The organism is Vreelandella sedimenti, assembly GCF_013416325.1.
Classification (GTDB): Bacteria; Pseudomonadota; Gammaproteobacteria; order Pseudomonadales; family Halomonadaceae; genus Vreelandella; species Vreelandella sedimenti.
The window spans coordinates 174,655-190,268 of sequence record NZ_JACCGK010000003.1 but is presented as its reverse complement, the minus strand read 5'-3'; the positions used below and the strand labels follow the sequence as shown (position 1 = coordinate 190,268).

13 protein-coding genes are annotated in these 15,614 nt (G+C 55.7%); 4 read left to right on the top strand and 9 right to left on the bottom strand.

Annotation, left to right across the window (positions count from 1 at the left end; all coding sequences use genetic code 11):
- Positions 1-8: 8 nt before the first annotated feature.
- The gene (gatA, locus tag HZU72_RS04390; RefSeq protein WP_180090708.1) at positions 9-1,469 is read left to right on the top strand and encodes an Asp-tRNA(Asn)/Glu-tRNA(Gln) amidotransferase subunit GatA; all 1,461 of its coding nucleotides are present in this window, start codon (positions 9-11) and stop codon (positions 1,467-1,469) included.
- The gene (gene gatB, locus HZU72_RS04385) at positions 1,469-2,923 is read left to right on the top strand and encodes an Asp-tRNA(Asn)/Glu-tRNA(Gln) amidotransferase subunit GatB (protein WP_180090707.1); all 1,455 of its coding nucleotides are present in this window, start codon (positions 1,469-1,471) and stop codon (positions 2,921-2,923) included. Before gatA ends, gatB begins: the two co-directional genes overlap by 1 nt.
- 224 nt (positions 2,924-3,147) lie before the next feature.
- On the opposite strand, the gene sixA is transcribed toward gatB, so the two are convergent.
- The 4 genes from sixA to HZU72_RS04365 form a co-directional block, all read right to left on the bottom strand.
- Positions 3,148-3,630: a phosphohistidine phosphatase SixA gene (sixA, locus tag HZU72_RS04380; protein ID WP_180090706.1), complete on the bottom strand. Its 483-nt coding sequence runs from the start codon at positions 3,628-3,630 to the stop codon at positions 3,148-3,150.
- A complete protein-coding gene (locus tag HZU72_RS04375; protein ID WP_180090705.1) occupies positions 3,623-4,774 on the bottom strand; it encodes an NAD(P)H-dependent glycerol-3-phosphate dehydrogenase in 1,152 nt (383 codons plus the stop codon). The genes sixA and HZU72_RS04375 overlap by 8 nt, the downstream gene beginning before the upstream one ends.
- 129 nt (positions 4,775-4,903) lie before the next feature.
- Positions 4,904-6,838 (bottom strand): molecular chaperone HtpG, encoded by a 1,935-nt coding sequence (htpG, locus tag HZU72_RS04370; RefSeq protein WP_180090704.1) that lies wholly within the window; start codon positions 6,836-6,838, stop codon positions 4,904-4,906.
- Positions 6,839-6,972: 134 nt separating this feature from the next.
- The gene (locus HZU72_RS04365; protein ID WP_180090703.1) at positions 6,973-7,305 is read right to left on the bottom strand and encodes a YkvA family protein; all 333 of its coding nucleotides are present in this window, start codon (positions 7,303-7,305) and stop codon (positions 6,973-6,975) included.
- Between the two features lie 137 nt (positions 7,306-7,442).
- On the opposite strand from HZU72_RS04365, the gene HZU72_RS04360 reads away from it, so the two are divergent.
- On the top strand, positions 7,443-9,392 hold the full coding sequence (locus HZU72_RS04360) for a transglycosylase SLT domain-containing protein (RefSeq protein WP_180090702.1): 1,950 nt from the start codon (positions 7,443-7,445) through the stop codon (positions 9,390-9,392).
- Positions 9,393-9,430: 38 nt separating this feature from the next.
- On the opposite strand, the gene HZU72_RS04355 is transcribed toward HZU72_RS04360, so the two are convergent.
- Entirely contained in the window at positions 9,431-10,087 is a 657-nt protein-coding gene (locus HZU72_RS04355; RefSeq protein ID WP_180090701.1) for a LysE family translocator, read from the bottom strand.
- Positions 10,088-10,220: 133 nt separating this feature from the next.
- Between HZU72_RS04355 and HZU72_RS04350 the strand changes: the two genes are divergently transcribed.
- Positions 10,221-10,424 (top strand): cold-shock protein, encoded by a 204-nt coding sequence (locus tag HZU72_RS04350; protein WP_007114660.1) that lies wholly within the window; start codon positions 10,221-10,223, stop codon positions 10,422-10,424.
- Between the two features lie 58 nt (positions 10,425-10,482).
- Here the strand turns inward: HZU72_RS04350 and HZU72_RS04345 are convergent, their stop codons facing one another.
- The 4 genes from HZU72_RS04345 to HZU72_RS04330 form a co-directional block, all read right to left on the bottom strand.
- A complete protein-coding gene (locus HZU72_RS04345) occupies positions 10,483-11,343 on the bottom strand; it encodes a hypothetical protein (protein ID WP_180090700.1) in 861 nt (286 codons plus the stop codon).
- A 43-nt stretch (positions 11,344-11,386) separates the two neighbouring features.
- On the bottom strand, positions 11,387-12,346 hold the full coding sequence (gene yegS / locus HZU72_RS04340) for a lipid kinase YegS (protein ID WP_180090699.1): 960 nt from the start codon (positions 12,344-12,346) through the stop codon (positions 11,387-11,389).
- A 55-nt stretch (positions 12,347-12,401) separates the two neighbouring features.
- Positions 12,402-15,032 (bottom strand): aminopeptidase N, encoded by a 2,631-nt coding sequence (gene pepN, locus HZU72_RS04335; RefSeq protein ID WP_180090698.1) that lies wholly within the window; start codon positions 15,030-15,032, stop codon positions 12,402-12,404.
- Between the two features lie 67 nt (positions 15,033-15,099).
- Positions 15,100-15,585: a YajQ family cyclic di-GMP-binding protein gene (locus tag HZU72_RS04330; protein WP_007114656.1), complete on the bottom strand. Its 486-nt coding sequence runs from the start codon at positions 15,583-15,585 to the stop codon at positions 15,100-15,102.
- Between the last annotated feature and the right edge of the window lie 29 nt (positions 15,586-15,614).

Below are 15,614 nucleotides of genomic sequence, written 5' to 3'. Positions count from 1 at the left end.
TCTGGGTCATGTACGAGAAAACCTTAACGCAACTCGCCGCCGCGCTAAAAAGCGGTGAGTTCTCAAGCCGCGAGCTGACTGCTCACTATTTGCAGCGTATCGAACAGGCTGACGGCAAGCTGAACAGTTTTATCAGCGTGACCGCCGAGCAAGCGCTGAAACAGGCTGAAGTAGCCGACAACGCCCGAGCGGCGGGCAACGCCGGGCCGCTGGCGGGTATTCCCTTAGCGCTAAAAGATATTTTTTGCACCCAGGGCGTGAAAACCAGCTGCGGTTCAAAAATGCTGGATAATTTCATTGCCCCCTACAGCGCCACCGTAGTGGAAAAACTGAACGCGGCGGGCACGATCAGCCTGGGCAAAACCAATATGGACGAGTTCGCCATGGGCTCCTCCAACGAAAACAGCTACTACGGCCCGGTCAAAAACCCCTGGGATCTGACGGCGGTGCCCGGCGGCAGCTCCGGCGGCAGCGCAGCAGCGGTCGCGGCTGGTTTGGTGCCCGCCGCCATGGGGACCGACACCGGCGGCTCAATTCGCCAGCCAGCGGCATTTTGTGGCATCACCGGTTTAAAACCCACCTATGGTCGCGTGTCACGCTTTGGCATTATTGCTTACGCCTCAAGCCTTGACCAGGCTGGCCCCATGGCGCGTAGCGCCGAAGATTGCGCCCACCTGCTGGGGGTTATTGCGGGCCATGACGGCCGCGATTCCACCAGCGTTTCCCGCGGCGTACCCGACTATGTGGAAGGCCTTAACGCCCCCCTATCGGGCCTCAAGATCGGGCTTCCCAAAGAGTATTTCGGCGATGGTTTAGCCCCTGATGTCGAAAAAGCCGTCCGTGAGGCGGTAAAAGTTTACGAATCCCTAGGCGCGACGGTTCGTGAGGTCAGCCTCCCGCATACCCACTATGCAATTCCGGCCTACTACGTGATCGCCCCAGCGGAAGCCTCTTCCAATCTGTCCCGTTACGACGGTGTACGATTTGGTCACCGCTGTGACAATCCCAGCGATTTGATTGACCTCTACACACGTTCACGGGCTGAAGGCTTCGGCGAAGAAGTTAAACGGCGCATCCTGATCGGCACTCACACGCTCTCTGAAGGCTTCTTTGACGCCTACTACACCAAAGCCCAGCAGGTGCGCCGTTTGATCCGTCAGGACTTCCTGGACGCGTTTGAAGACGTAGACGTGCTGATGGGCCCCGCCTCGCCTACCCCGGCGTTTGACCTGGGGGCCAAAAAAGATCCGGTGTCGATGTACCTGCAGGATATCTACACCATCGCGGTGAACCTGGCGGGCATTCCCGGCATCAGCGTGCCAGCGGGTTTTGCCGGTGGTCGTCCCGTTGGTCTCCAGATTCTGGGCACCCACTTTGCCGAAGCGCAGCTGCTTAACGTCGCTCATCAGTTTCAGCAAGCGACCGACTGGCACTTACAACGTCCTGCCTTTGCCGAGGAGTACGCCTAATGCAATGGGAAACCGTGATTGGGCTTGAAGTCCACGTTCAGCTCGCAACACGTTCAAAAATCTTCTCCGGTGCCTCAACGGCATTTGGCGCTGAGCCAAACACTCAGGCCTGCGCGGTGGATTTAGGCCTACCCGGGGTGCTGCCAGTGCTCAATGAGCAGGCCGTAGCTATGGCCGTGCAGTTTGGCCTAGCGGTGCATGCGGATATCGCCGAAGTCTCGGTGTTTGACCGAAAAAACTACTTCTACCCGGACTTGCCCAAGGGCTATCAAACCAGCCAGATGTACCACCCCATCGTCGGCCCTGGCGACGTTGAGATTACGCTGGAAGATGGCAGCACCAAGCGTATCCGCATTCACCATGCCCACCTTGAGGAAGATGCCGGTAAATCGCTGCATGAAGATTTTCACGGCATGACCGGTATCGACTTGAACCGGGCTGGCACACCGCTACTGGAGATCGTCTCCGAGCCTGATATGCGTAGTGCCAAAGAGGCCGCGGCGTATCTCAAGGCGATTCACTCCATCGTCACTTATCTGGGCATTTCCGACGGCAATATGGCGGAAGGCTCCATGCGTTGCGACGTTAACGTGTCGGTACGCCCCAAAGGTCAGGAAGCCTTTGGCACCCGTGCAGAGATTAAAAACGTTAACTCCTTCCGGTTTGTCGAGCGTGCGATTGCCTTTGAGGTTGAGCGGCAGATTGAGCTGATCGAAGATGGCGGCACAGTAGTTCAAGAAACCCGCCTATTTGACCCAGACCGTGATGAAACCCGCAGCATGCGCACCAAGGAGGAGGCCAACGACTACCGTTACTTCCCCTGCCCCGACCTGCTGCCGGTGGTGCTTGACCAAGCCTACCTGGATCACCTGCGTGGCCAGCTGCCCGAACTGCCTGCGGATAAGCGCGAGCGCTTCCAGAACGAGCTAGGCCTGTCTGCTTATGATGCCAACGTCATCTCCGCCAGTCGCGATATGGCTGAATTCTTTGAAGCGGTGCATAGCGAGTGCGGCGATGCCAAGCAGGCAGCTAACTGGGTACAGGGTGAACTTTCCGGGGCGCTTAACCGCGAAAACCTGAGCATTGCCAATAGCCCGATTTCAGCGCGCCAGCTAGGCGAGCTGATAAGCCGTGTACTAGACGACACCATTAACGGCAAAGCCGCTAAAGAGGTTTTCCAGGCGTTGTGGAACGGTCAGGGTGAGTCCGCCGACGAGGTGATTGACGCAAAAGGCCTCAAGCAGGTGACCGACACCGGCGCCATTGAAGCAATGATCGATCAAGTGATTGCCGACAGCCCCGCTCAGGTCGCCCAGTACTGCGACTCGGAGCCGGAAAAACGCGGCAAAATGATCGGTTACTTTGTTGGTCAGGTGATGAAGGCCTCACGCGGCACCGCCAACCCACAGCAGGTGAACGGCTTGTTAAAAGAGAAGCTCGACGCGCTGTTGTAACAGGGAGACGATCCGAACAACTCTTCGCGGGGGCGCTGTGACTGTGACCCCCTCCCTGGGCGCTACTTTCGCCATCTGACCGCCATGGATGGCGGAAATGCCGGAATTGTTGGGAACATTTTCCGGCCATGGCGAAAGCCCCCCGCTACGAGTCGATTCGGATCTAAAACTTACTAGATCCTAGCGGCTGCCCTGGCAGCCGTTTTTAATGGCACAAATTTGAACTAGGCCAACTGACTGGGCTGGGTAAAGCGCTTCAACTGCGCGCAGCCTGCTGCCCATACGTCGGCCTCGAGCTCGGCGATAGCGGCGGTAGGAAAGCCAATACCCTGGGCAGGGCTGCCCTCTACTAACAACCCCGCCAGATCACCTACCAGCGGCATATGACTGACCAGCATAATCGGCGCACCTTCAGGCTGTTCCAGCAACCAGTCGCTTACTGCATGGGGCGAGTCATCCGGAGTGATAAAATCCAGCGTCTCCAGTGAAGCTCCCAGCGCATCACATATCGTTTGCCCGGTTTGCTGCGCGCGCGCATAGGGGCTGGCATAAATTCTCGGCATAAACAGCTCTCCTTCAGCCACACGCTCAGTCAGCCAACGGGCCATTTTTGCGGCCTCCTGCTCACCATGAGGCGTTAATTGACGCGCTTGGTCGGGATACCCCGGCGCGGCCTCACCGTGGCGCATAATCAGCACATCAGGCATTCCTGCCTCCATTGTCCTTAGAAACCTGGCTCTTAGAAGCGTGGTTGTCAGGAGCTTGGTTGTGAGGAGCTTGAGCTTGGTCTCGATGGGCCTGCTGTACGGCTTCACGGGGTAGAATAAACTCTACATCGCTACTCTGCTCACCCATCATAAGGGTGCGCGCCATCTCCTGGGCAGGCACGCCGTCAAACAGCACATGATTGAGACCTTCCGCCAACGGCATATAAACGCCCATTTCACTCGCTTTAGCGCATACCAGCTTAACGGTATTCACCCCTTCTGCGACCTGGCCAAGGGCATCAACCGCCTCTTCTAACGTGCGCCCTTCGCCCATGGCGTAGCCAACACGGTAATTGCGCGATAGGTTAGACGAGCAGGTAACGATCAAATCCCCCACCCCCGCCAACCCTAAAAAAGTCATCGGGTTGGCCCCCTGGGCAACGGCAAAGCGACTCATTTCGGCTAAGGCGCGAGTCATCAGCATGCTGCGGGTGTTTTCGCCCATGCCCAGCGCCGCCGCCATACCGGCGGCAATCGCATAGATATTTTTCAGTGCACCACCCAGTTCAACACCATGACGGTCATCGCTAGCGTAAACACGAAAGTAACGGCAGCCCAATACTTGCTGTACGCGGGTGCGGGTAAGCGGGTCAGCACTGGCAATCACGGTAGCGGTTAACTGCTTATCGGCAATTTCAGAGGCTAGATTCGGGCCCGCAATCACACCAATATGACTAAAGCCCGTTTCCTGCTCGAGTACTTGACTCATCAGCAGAAAGCCTTCTTGCTCGATTCCCTTGGTGGTACTGACCAGTATCTGCTCGGGTCTCAGCCACGCTTTCGCCGCCTGCACAACGCTGCGAAAGGCCTTTGATGGAATAGCGATGAGTACTAGCTCCGCGTCAGCCAGCACGCCTTGAAGGTCGGTTGAGGCCTCCACGGCCGGATTCATTGCGTAATGCGGCAGATAGCGTCCGTTACGGTGCTCTTGGTTGATTTGCGTGACCAGCGTTTCATCACGCATCCACTGACGAACGCGGGCACCATTATCGGCGGCAATACTTGCTAGCGCCGTACCAAAACTACCGCCTCCCAGTACCGCTACGTTGGTTGTCACTGGGACATTGGTTTGCTGCTCAGCCATGACGATATCCTGATCGTTGGTCTCTTATATTTACTGGGTACTTTAGCATCTTCACCCATAGCATCTTCACTAACAGATGCGGCCCGCTTGGAAATCCAAGCGGGCCGCGTGTCTGACGCTATTGGCTCATTAAGCCGTCAAGACGCTATTCAGACGCTTCACATAGGCCGCCGGGTCATCCAAATGGCCACCCTCAGCAATAATTGCCTGATCGAGCAGGATGTGGGCTAGCTGTCCAAATTGATCACCTTCAGCCCCTTCCAAACGCGTTACCAGCGCGTGGCTAGGATTAAGCTCAAGAATCGGCTTCACCTCGGGCAACGGTTGACCAGCGGCTTCCATAATGCGGCGCATCTGGTAGCCCATTTCATGCTCGGGTAGCACGACGCAGGCCGGTGAATCGGTGAGGCGGTGAGTCACTTTTACCTCTTGCACACCATCGCCCAGCGCTTCTTTTACGCGCTTCACCAGCTCCTCTTTGGCTTTAGCGGTCTCCTCTTGAGCTTTTTTCTCTGCTTCGTCTTCCACATCGCCAAGATCAAGCTCGCCTTTGGCCACATCGGCAAAGGTTTTGCCGTCAAACTCGGTGAGATGGCTCATCAGCCAGTCATCGATACGGTCAGACAGCAGCAGGACTTCGATGCCTTTTTTGCGGAAGATCTCCAGATGAGGACTGTTTTTCGCCGCATTGAAACTTTCAGCTACGACGTAATAAATCTTCTGCTGCCCCTCTTTCATGCGCTCGACATAGTCCGCCAGCCCGTGTTCCTGGGCAGCCGTATCGGTATGGGTTGAGGCAAAGCGCAACAGACCAGCGATTTTTTCCCGGTTAGAGGGGTCTTCGCCCGGCCCTTCCTTCAACACGCTACCAAAGGTATTCCAAAAGGTCTGGTACTGCTCTTTATCTTTGGTCAGCTTTTTCAACATATCCAAACCGCGCTTAGTAAGCGCCGATTTGATCTTATCTACATTGGGATCCTGCTGGAGCAGCTCACGGGATACGTTTAGCGACAGCTCGCGGGTATCCAGTACGCCTTTGATAAAGCGCAGGTAGAGCGGCAGGAACTGTTCGGCGTCGTCCATAATAAAGACACGCTGAACGTAGAGTTTAACGCCCCGGGCACCGTCGCGCTCAAACAGGTCAAAAGGTGCCCGACCTGGTACATAGAGCAGGCTGGTGTATTCGAGCTTGCCTTCGACCTTGTTGTGGCTCCAGGTCAGCGGGTCAGAGAAATCGTGGGCAACGTGCTTGTAGAACGCCTTGTACTCATCATCGGAAACTTCGCTCTTGGGACGCGACCACAACGCCGTCGCCTCGTTAACGGTTTCCCAGGTAGTCACTTCACTACCCTCGATAGGATTGCCCTCGTCGTCCTTCGCCGTTTCTGTTTTCGGCATACGCACTGGGACTTCGATATGATCCGAGTACTTACGAACCAAGCCCTGCAGCCGATAGTCGTCAGCAAACTCTTTGGCGTCCTCTTTCAGATGCAAAGTGATTTCTGTACCGTGCTGAGCACGCTCAATATCGGCAACGGTAAATTCACCCTCCCCTTTGGAACGCCACTCAACGCCTTCTGAAGCGTCTGTACCCGCCTTGCGGGTGCGCACCGAAATTTCATCAGCGACGATAAAACCCGAGTAGAAACCAACCCCGAACTGACCGATTAGCTTGGCGTCTTTCTGCTGCTCACCAGAGAGCTGCTTGAGAAACTCAGCGGTACCGGAGCGCGCAATGGTACCCAAGTTGGCGATCACGTCTTCCCGGTTCATGCCAACGCCGTTATCACGTAGGGTGATGGTGTTGGCATCGTGGTCGTGTTCGATTTCAATGCGTAGTTCGCTGTCGCCTTCGTAGAGCGCATCGTTATCGAGAGCCGCGTAACGTAGCTTATCGCAGGCGTCGGCGGCGTTTGAGATAAGCTCGCGTAAGAAAATCTCCCGGTTAGAGTACAGGGAGTGAATCATCAAATTCAGCAGTTGCTTAACTTCCGTCTGAAAGCCTAGCGTTTCTTCGTGTTTAGCCGATTTATCAGTCGCTTGTTCGTGGGTAGCTGTAGTCATGCGCTTAGCCCTTATCAATCACGTTGAGTCGCATCCCTCTGCGTGTACATGCAGCGGAATAAAATGGTTTCGTGGAGTAGATATGGGGATAGGCAGCGATTTTTCAAGCAGCCTTGATTAAGAAGGCGCTGGGGTTAAGAAGGCATTATATCGGGATCGGTATATTTCCAGGCCCGATAGCCTTCCAGGCGCTGATCGATACGATTGAGCAGCCAGCCGACAATCAGCACGTCATCCACCACACCGATTAGCATCAGAAAGTCGGGTATAAGATCGAACGGCAGTACCAAATAGCCCAGCGCTAATGCCATCATGCCGAATGCCGACCAGGGAATAGGCTGAAAATTGCCGCGGATAACATCGCGAGTCATAGGGATAAACAGCTTTAATGCGCGCACAATACGTTTTGTCACCCAAACGCGGGATTTGAGTCGACGCAGTAACCACCAAGTGGATAATGGAGCCATTGAAATTAAATCCTTTGAGTATCTGGGCCGTCAGAACATGCTTGCTACTATTCGTTCAGTATAGCGGGCACACCGCAATCTACCTGGGCTGACTTGAACCCAGACTAAGTGACATCGATTTATAGAGAGAGAGCACCATGTTGGTTTCGCCATTTCGCCATACCGCCCGCGTGCTGTGTACAGCACTTCTGGCGGGATTACCTGCACTTTCGTGGGCCGCATCCGATAGTGAGTTACGCGATGCCCTCGCCGCTGCCCGCGAGCAGCAGTGGGCACGGGTCGATGAGCGCTCAATTGAAGACCACCCGCTGCGTGGCTATGTGGAGTACCACCGCTTAAGAGGACAATTGCCTAACGTTTCTCCTAACCGGGTGCATCAATTTATCGACCAGCACGCAGACTCTCCTCTAGCAGGGTGGCTGCGTGGCCAAGCGATTGCACAGTATGGCCACGCGGGCCGCTATAACGACCTGCTCACAGTGGCCGATGGCGAGCCTGCGGGCACGGCTCGCCAGTGCTACTACTACACGGCGTTGCTGGATGAACAGCCTCAGCAGGCGAGCGAAGTGGGGTTGGCCTTATGGCGCGTAGGCAGCTCGCAGCCCAATGCTTGCGACCCGCTATTTGAACGCCTGCGGGCCAATGGCACTATTGATGCCACAGCCATTTGGGAGCGTAAAATGCTCGCCTGGCTGGCGGGAGAAACGCGCCTATCTAGCTATCTTGGTGGGCTATTAAGCGGCCAGTGGCAAACCGCTCTAGAGACAGTGGATAGTGTCGCTGCGCGCAGCAGCGCCATCACCCAGGCGCCCACCTGCCTAGGCCCCGAGTGTGCCGCCACGGCAAGCTTCTACCGGGCCGCCATGCAGCGCTACACCCGTGAAGATACGTCTGCAGCCTTTGCCGCTTGGCAGACGCTCTCGTCGCGTTTAAACCTACTGCACAGTGACCGTCAAGCTATTGAAGAAGAACTGGCTTTTTACGCCCTGGTGCGCAATGTACCGGGCACGCTAAGCTGGGTTGACAGCGTGTTACCAAGCCTGGAGAGCGAGCGCGTATTAGAGCTGCGTGTCCGCCATGCGTTGGCTAGCCGGGACTGGAACGGAGTGCTCTACTGGATTGCCGAAATGCCCGCTATCCAGCAGGAGAATAGCCGTTGGCAGTATTGGCTAGGCCGCGCCAATGAGCAGCTTGGCAATCAGGGGGCCGCCGAAGCACGCTACCAACAGGCTGCGCAGGATCGCAGTTTCTACGGCTTTGCAGCAGCAGAAAAGCTCGGCCAACCCTATCAATTGAATCTTGAACGCAATCATTTTGACGAAGCGTCGCGTCAACGTATTGCCCAACTACCGGCCGTTCAGCGCACCGAGGCCTTGCTACGCATTGGTGAGGATGGTCTCGCCAACAGTGAGTGGCTGCACGCGGTGCAGAGCGGTTCGCCGCAACAAGCACGGGCGCTAGCCGACTATGCCGCTCAGCAGCAGTGGCATGCACGCCTGGTGCAAACCACCATTGCCGCTGAAATGTGGGACGCTTTGGATTGGCGCTTCCCCCAGGCCTACCACGACAGCTTTCAACATTGGGGCCGTCTCACCGGTGTGGATCCATACCTATTGATGGCCATTACCCGGCGTGAAAGCGCTTACAACCCTAACGCCCTTTCACCGGCAGGGGCGCGTGGGTTAATGCAGCTAATGCCCGGTACCGCCAGCCAAGTCAGCCGCGAATTGGGTATTAGCGATCCTGGCCCCTACGGCGTTCTCGACCCAGAGCTTAATATTCGTCTGGGCAGTACCTACCTGCGCGACAAGCTGCAACGCTACCAGGGCAATCGACTGGCCGCCGCAGCGGCTTATAATGCGGGCCCAAGCCGAGTCGATCAGTGGCTGGGCGATGGCGTAGAGGCCTTTGACCTCTTTGTAGAGAGCATCCCGTTCCGCGAAACCCGCGACTACGTGCAGGCGGTGCTTAGCTATCGGGTGATTTTTGAAAGCCTCGCTAACGGTGGCAGCAGCGAAGGCGTTTCACTGCTTAGCGATAACGAGCAGCAGGTACGCTACGACCGAGCCCTTCTCGCCCGCCGCTAAGCCCTTCTCTACCTACCACATTACCAGCGCCCGGTTTATTATGCCGGGCGTTGTGTTAATGCCAGCCGAATACCAAACACCACCAATACACTGCCCGTAGCGGCATTAAGTACTTGTGCAAAGCGTGCGTTAGCCAACCATTTGCCGGCGCTTCCCACCATCATGACCACGCTGATTTGCCAAATATTGGCGATGATAAAGTGCACCCCCGCCAGCCATAGCGACTTCAGTAGCGCAGGGTCCCCAGGAGCAATGAACTGGGGCAAAAAGGCCATGTAGAACACCACGGTTTTGGGATTCAACACATTGGACAAAAACCCCTCTTTGACCGGCTGCCAGCGAGAAACGGCAGGCACGCCTTCTAACATTCCATTAACCGGCAGTGGCTGGCCTTTCCGCGCCGCTAATAAGCTGGTAATGCCTAGCCATATTAGATAGCCCGCCCCCACCAGTTTCAGCATATGAAACGCCCAGGCCGATTGCAGCAGGATAAGCGAAATACCCAATGCAGAAATCGTGGCATGTACAAACAGACCGCAGCAGATAGCCAAACTCGTGGTAATACCATCACGGATGCCTCCGCGTGCCGTGTTACGTATCACTAGCAGCGTATCGACACCGGGGCTTATCGTCAGCAACGTGATCGCTACCAAAAAGGAAATAAACTGCGCATCAATAAAACCTAACTGCATCATTTGTGCTTGCTCGCAACCAAATAAAAAATCTTAGGAATGTCGCTGGACGACAGCCGTGTTTACATCTAGAGTAATTGTAGCGGGTGGACAATAGAGTTGCCCGTGATTACTAAGCACGTTAAGGAAATAGAAAATGGCAACTGGCACTGTTAAGTGGTTCAACGACACTAAAGGCTTCGGCTTCATCTCTCCTGATGACGGCGGAGACGATCTGTTCGCCCACTTCTCCGAAATTCAAGCTGAAGGCTTCAAGACCCTGCAAGACGGTCAAAAAGTCAGCTTTGAAGTGACTCAGGGTAAAAAAGGCCTTCAGGCTTCCAACATCCGCCCAGCTTAATTGCTAACGGATGGACAAAGGCCCGCAAACGCGGGCCTTTTTTATTGCCTAACGACAATCACTCAAGCGATCCTTCCTCACTCCGCGACTCCCCATTAGCACCGGTTTCCTGGCTATCTTCAGCGCTATCGGAGTCATTGCTGTCAAAGTCATTGCTATCAAGCTCGCCTGACGGCTCGACCACAGCACCACTCTCCGCCTCACGATTCTCCAGCTCTTGGAATTGCTCCTCAAGCCGTTGCTGCGCTTCTTCAAAGCGACGCTCGGTGTCTTCAATCAAGGCGTCAACATCGGTTACATCGCTATCATCTTGCAAGGGTGTGCGCTCGGGCAGACTGCTTTCGGTGTCCCAGCTAGGCGGCACATCCTCGTTCTCCATCGGCTCCAAGGTCGGCGCCTGCTGCTCTACCTCTTGAAACTGCTCCTCCAAACGCTGCTCGGCCTCTTCAAAACGGCGTTCAGTTTCGGCAATGATGTCATCTACATCGGAACGTGTAGCTTCACCCGGCATAGCGCTCTCTTCATTGAGCACCTCTTCAGGATCCGCCGCCAGGGTGTCTTCTCCAGCCTCAACCTCTTCACCGCCAGCCGTCGCACTGCCACTGGACTGAGTACCGCTGGACTGGGGGTCACTAGCCTGAGTGTCGCTATCCTCGCGCAGCGCTTCCGCTCGTTCAAGCTCCTCAGCGGCTTGGCGCTCCTCAATATCATCCTCTACTTCTTCGGGACTGGACATCTCAGTCGCGTCTTCAGCCGTGGCCGACGATTCTTCGCCCGCCCCCTCATCGCGAGCCGTTTCTTCATCCGTCACCGCAGCATTATCATCGGGTGTCACGGTGGGATCTTCCTGGGAGTCACCGCAGGCACTCAGCAGAAGTGCCACGGCGGCGAGCGCGGGTATCCACACGCGATTTGCCATTTAATTTGTCTCCTTCATAACGTTAACAATCTGAGCCAAAAAACTAAGGCCGGCTGGTCGAGGAGAGCAATGGGCACTCCTCAGGCAGTAACACACGCAGAGCGAGGGGCACTACTTCCGCGCAGAACTGGTCATAGTAACGCGCCTCGCCGTCTAACGTGAGTGGCCAGGGCGAACCATTTGCCTGGGTGGTCACGGTCAGTTGGGTCGTGGTGAAGTAGCGCACGAATCGACCGTCATAGGGGAAACTCTGCAGCTCGCTAATGAGCTTGGTCAGTTCCGTTACCGACCGAAAGTCTTTGACCAGCAGCACGTCCAGTCGGCCATCATCCAGCTTGGCACGCGGCCCCAGCACCTGCCCACCACCCGACTGGCGGCCATTACCTAGCGCCAGTAGCAACAAAGACGCACTCTCCTCTTTTTCATCCCAATGGAGTGTGCCGCGATAGCTGCGGTGACGCCAAGCCTTCAGCGCGCCCATCACTGAGTAAGCCCCACCCCCGAGCAGCCGCTTAAGCGTTTTCGGTGTCGACGAGGTAACTTCAGCGCCAAACCCACCGGTGGTCATGTTGATATAGTAGCTGGTGGACGATTCGCCACCTGCGCCTGCGGTCACGCGCACAACATCAATGGGATAGGCGTTTAACTCCCGTGCAGTGGACAAAGCGGCGCCTGGCTCCAGCGGTAAACCAACGGAGGTTGCAAAATCATTGGCACTACCTAATGGCACAATGCCTAATACAGGACGCCGATCATGAGGCAAGCGCATCAGCCCGTTCATGACTTCGCTGACAGTGCCATCGCCGCCACAAGCAATCACGTGGGTTATGCCCATGGCATCAGACTGCTCTGCAATATCCGCAGCGTCGCCACCTTCCCAGGTAGCGCGAACCGTAATCAGCATCCCTGCCTGACGTTGTTCATTGACTGCTTCACGCAATGCCGGATTACCGGCGGATTTACCATTGATAATCAGTAAATAGTGTTGCTGTGAGTCTGTCACTATTGTTATTCCTTTCCATGGTTTAACTGCGGTTGTTCACTACTGCGCCAAAAGCTTATGCCAGTGCTTTCTCGACCACCTCGTATACATTTGAAGATAGCGGCTGTTGCTTAATCCGTTCAAGCTCAGACCGCATTAGTGCTTGGCGGGTTTCATCAAAGCGCTGCCAGCGGGTTAATGGGGTGATTAGCCGCGCGGCAATTTCCGGGTTAAGCCGGTTGAGCTCGATGACTACATCAGCCAGCAGTTGGTAGCCTTGACCATCCAAACGGTGAAAATTGACCCGGTTTTGAGCAAAGGCGCCGACCAACGCACGGACTCGATTGGGATTCTTGAGTGAAAAGGCGGGATGCTGCATCAGGTACTTCACCCGCTCAAGCACATCTGGCTGAGGGCGAGATACCTGGACGGTGAACCACTGATCCATCACCAGCGGGTCATGCGCCCACTTCTCACCGAAGGCTTTGAGTGCTGGCGAGGCCAGGTCGTCGCGGTCGCTGTGCACCAGCAGGGTGAGCGCCTGACGCACATCGGTCATATTGTGGTCGGCAGCAAATTGGGCTTCACACAGCGCCAAGCCCTGCTCATCTTCAATCGACATGAGATAAGAGAGCGCCACGTTTTTCAGGCTACGCTGAGCTATTTGCTCGGGTGTCGGCGCGTATGGCTCTTCGGCCACATTGGCCTCATAGATAGCCAAAAACTCATCGCGCAGGGCAACCGCCAACGACTGGCGGACAAATTCACGCGCCGCGTGAATGGCATCAACATCCACAATGGGTTGCTGCTCGGCGATATACGCTTCAGAGGGTAGTGTCAGCATCTCAGCCAATACTGCCTTATCGCTCATTGGCCCACCGAGCAGCGCTCTAAAGGCATCGACCACGCGGCTATCCATAACCTTTTCGACGCCATTCCGGTGAGCAGCAATCAGGTCATCCAAGGCCAAAAGTGCCAGGCGCTGACCCGCATCCCAGCGGTTGAAACCATCGCTGTCGTGGGTCAGCAAGAAGGCGAGATCTTCCCTTGAATAGGGGTAATGCAGCTTCACCGGGGCAGAAAATTCGCGTAGTAAAGAGGGCACCGGCGCTTCAGCAACATCGGTGAATATGAACGTCTGCTCATCGTCACGTAGATGAATAACCGCGTCTTTGCCGAGCTTTTCGCCATTGAGCGTCAGGGTGAGATCCTGCCCCGACTTGGTACCTACCAGCCCCATACGCACCGGGATATGCAACGGCAGCTTATCTGGCTGGCCGGGAGTTGCAGGCGTACGCTGACGCAGCGTTAAGTGGTACTCGCCCTGAACATAATCATACTCACCGTGGGCATCAATATCCGGCGTTCCCGCCTGGGAATACCAGTGCATAAACTGGCTGAAGTCTTCACCGGAGGCTTCAGCCATACAGCCGACAAAGTCTTCAATGGTCACCGCTTGACCGTCGAACCGCTCGAAGTAAAGGTCTGAACCGCGACGAAAGCTCTCCCCCCCCACTAAATTACGCAACATGCGTACGACTTCGGCCCCTTTCTCATAAATCGTCAGGGTATAGAAGTTGGTAATTTCGATAAAGTGGTCGGGACGAATCGGATGAGCCGTGGGGCCAGCATCTTCGGCAAACTGGGCCGTGCGGAAAAAGGAAACATCCTGAATGCGCTTAACCGGCGCAGAGTTGGTATCCGCCGAAAAGCACTGGTCACGAAAGACCGTAAAGCCCTCTTTCAGCGAGAGCTGGAACCAGTCGCGGCAGGTAACGCGATTGCCCGACCAGTTGTGGAAGTATTCGTGGGCAACTATGCCTTCCACGTTTTGGAACGCTGCATCGGTGGCGGTCTGTGGGTGGGTCAAGACTGCGGCGGAATTAAAGATATTGAGGCCTTTGTTCTCCATCGCTCCCATATTGAAGTCATTGACGGCCACGATCATAAACAGATCCAGGTCGTATTCGCGTCCATACGCCTTCTCGTCCCACTCCATGGCACGCTTTAACGAGGCCATGGCATGCTTGGTCTTATCCAGGTTCTCTTTTTCTACCCAAATTTGCAGCGTGACATCCCTCCCGCTCATGGTGGTGAAGTGATCTTCTACGCTATGCAGGTTGCCTGCCACCAAAGCAAACAGGTAACAGGGCTTGGGGTGCGGGTCTTCCCAAGTAACAAAGTGACGACCGCTCTCCAGCTCGCCACGCTCAATCGGGTTACCGTTAGCCAGCAAGATCGGCTCTTGCTGCTGATCGCCGATCACGGTGACCTTAAAGGTCGCCATGACGTCCGGACGGTCAGGGTAAAAGGTAATCCGCCGAAAGCCTTCGGCTTCGCACTGGGTGCAGTACATACCGTTGGATTGGTACAGCCCTTCTAACGCCGTATTCTCCCGCGGGGCGATCTCCACCTCGCTCTCCAAGACAAAACGCTCGGGCACCTGAGCAATGCGCAGGACTTCATCATCTAGTTCATAAGCAGCGGCATCCAGCGGCGTTGCATCAATCGCCAGGGAGATAAGCTTTAGGTGCTCGCCATTTAAGACGAGCGGTGCATTAGCGTCAGCTTCTGGATGTCGCTCAATCAACAGTCGCGCTTTCACACGGGTCGCGGCGGGGTCAAGATCAAACGTCAGCTCGGTATGAGTTACCCGGTAGGCGGGTGGCTGGTAGTCGCTTAAATAAACCGGCTGCGGATCAGACATAGTGCGTGACTCCTGTATAAAACGAATATTACATAGTTCAAAATGTTCGACAGCTTAACACCGCTACCTAGTCGCGGAAGTTATCGAACTGGAGCGGCAAATCCGGCCCCTCTTCACCGCGCAACAGCGCCATAACAGCTTGTAAATCGTCGCGCTTTTTACCCGTCACACGCACTTTCTCACCCTGAATTTGCGCCTGCACTTTAAGCTTGCTGGCCTTGATGCGCTTGACCACATCTTTGGCTTCCGCCGCGTCGAGCCCCTCCTTGAGAGCGACTTCCTGGCGTGCTTTCACGCCGGAGAGCACCGGGTCTTGAACATCCATACAGCGGGCATCGATACCCCGGGCGATTAAGCGGGCGCGCAGCACATCGAGCATCTGCTTGAGCTGGAAATCGACTTCCGCCTCAAGCTGCACTTTGTCGCCTTCAAGGGTGAAGCTGGCATCGACCCCCTTAAAATCGAACCGCGACTGCACTTCTCGGTTGGCTTGGTCAACGGCGTTAGCGCCTTCGTGTTTATCGAACTCTGAGACAATATCAAATGAGGGCATGATGTAATTCCTGACAAGACATGACCACC

Excerpts from the sequence above, each read along its gene's own strand:
- gatA (WP_180090708.1), top strand. The coding sequence starts at position 9 with ATGTACGAGAAAACCTTAACGCAACTCGCCGCCGCGCTAAAAAGCGGT.
- gatB (WP_180090707.1), top strand. The coding sequence starts at position 1,469 with ATGCAATGGGAAACCGTGATTGGGCTTGAAGTCCACGTTCAGCTCGCA.
- sixA (WP_180090706.1), bottom strand. The coding sequence starts at position 3,630 with ATGCCTGATGTGCTGATTATGCGCCACGGTGAGGCCGCGCCGGGGTAT.
- HZU72_RS04375 (WP_180090705.1), bottom strand. The coding sequence starts at position 4,774 with ATGGCTGAGCAGCAAACCAATGTCCCAGTGACAACCAACGTAGCGGTA.
- htpG (WP_180090704.1), bottom strand. The coding sequence starts at position 6,838 with ATGACTACAGCTACCCACGAACAAGCGACTGATAAATCGGCTAAACAC.
- HZU72_RS04365 (WP_180090703.1), bottom strand. The coding sequence starts at position 7,305 with ATGGCTCCATTATCCACTTGGTGGTTACTGCGTCGACTCAAATCCCGC.
- HZU72_RS04360 (WP_180090702.1), top strand. The coding sequence starts at position 7,443 with ATGTTGGTTTCGCCATTTCGCCATACCGCCCGCGTGCTGTGTACAGCA.
- HZU72_RS04355 (WP_180090701.1), bottom strand. The coding sequence starts at position 10,087 with ATGATGCAGTTAGGTTTTATTGATGCGCAGTTTATTTCCTTTTTGGTA.
- HZU72_RS04350 (WP_007114660.1), top strand. The coding sequence starts at position 10,221 with ATGGCAACTGGCACTGTTAAGTGGTTCAACGACACTAAAGGCTTCGGC.
- HZU72_RS04345 (WP_180090700.1), bottom strand. The coding sequence starts at position 11,343 with ATGGCAAATCGCGTGTGGATACCCGCGCTCGCCGCCGTGGCACTTCTG.
- pepN (WP_180090698.1), bottom strand. The coding sequence starts at position 15,032 with ATGTCTGATCCGCAGCCGGTTTATTTAAGCGACTACCAGCCACCCGCC.
- HZU72_RS04330 (WP_007114656.1), bottom strand. The coding sequence starts at position 15,585 with ATGCCCTCATTTGATATTGTCTCAGAGTTCGATAAACACGAAGGCGCT.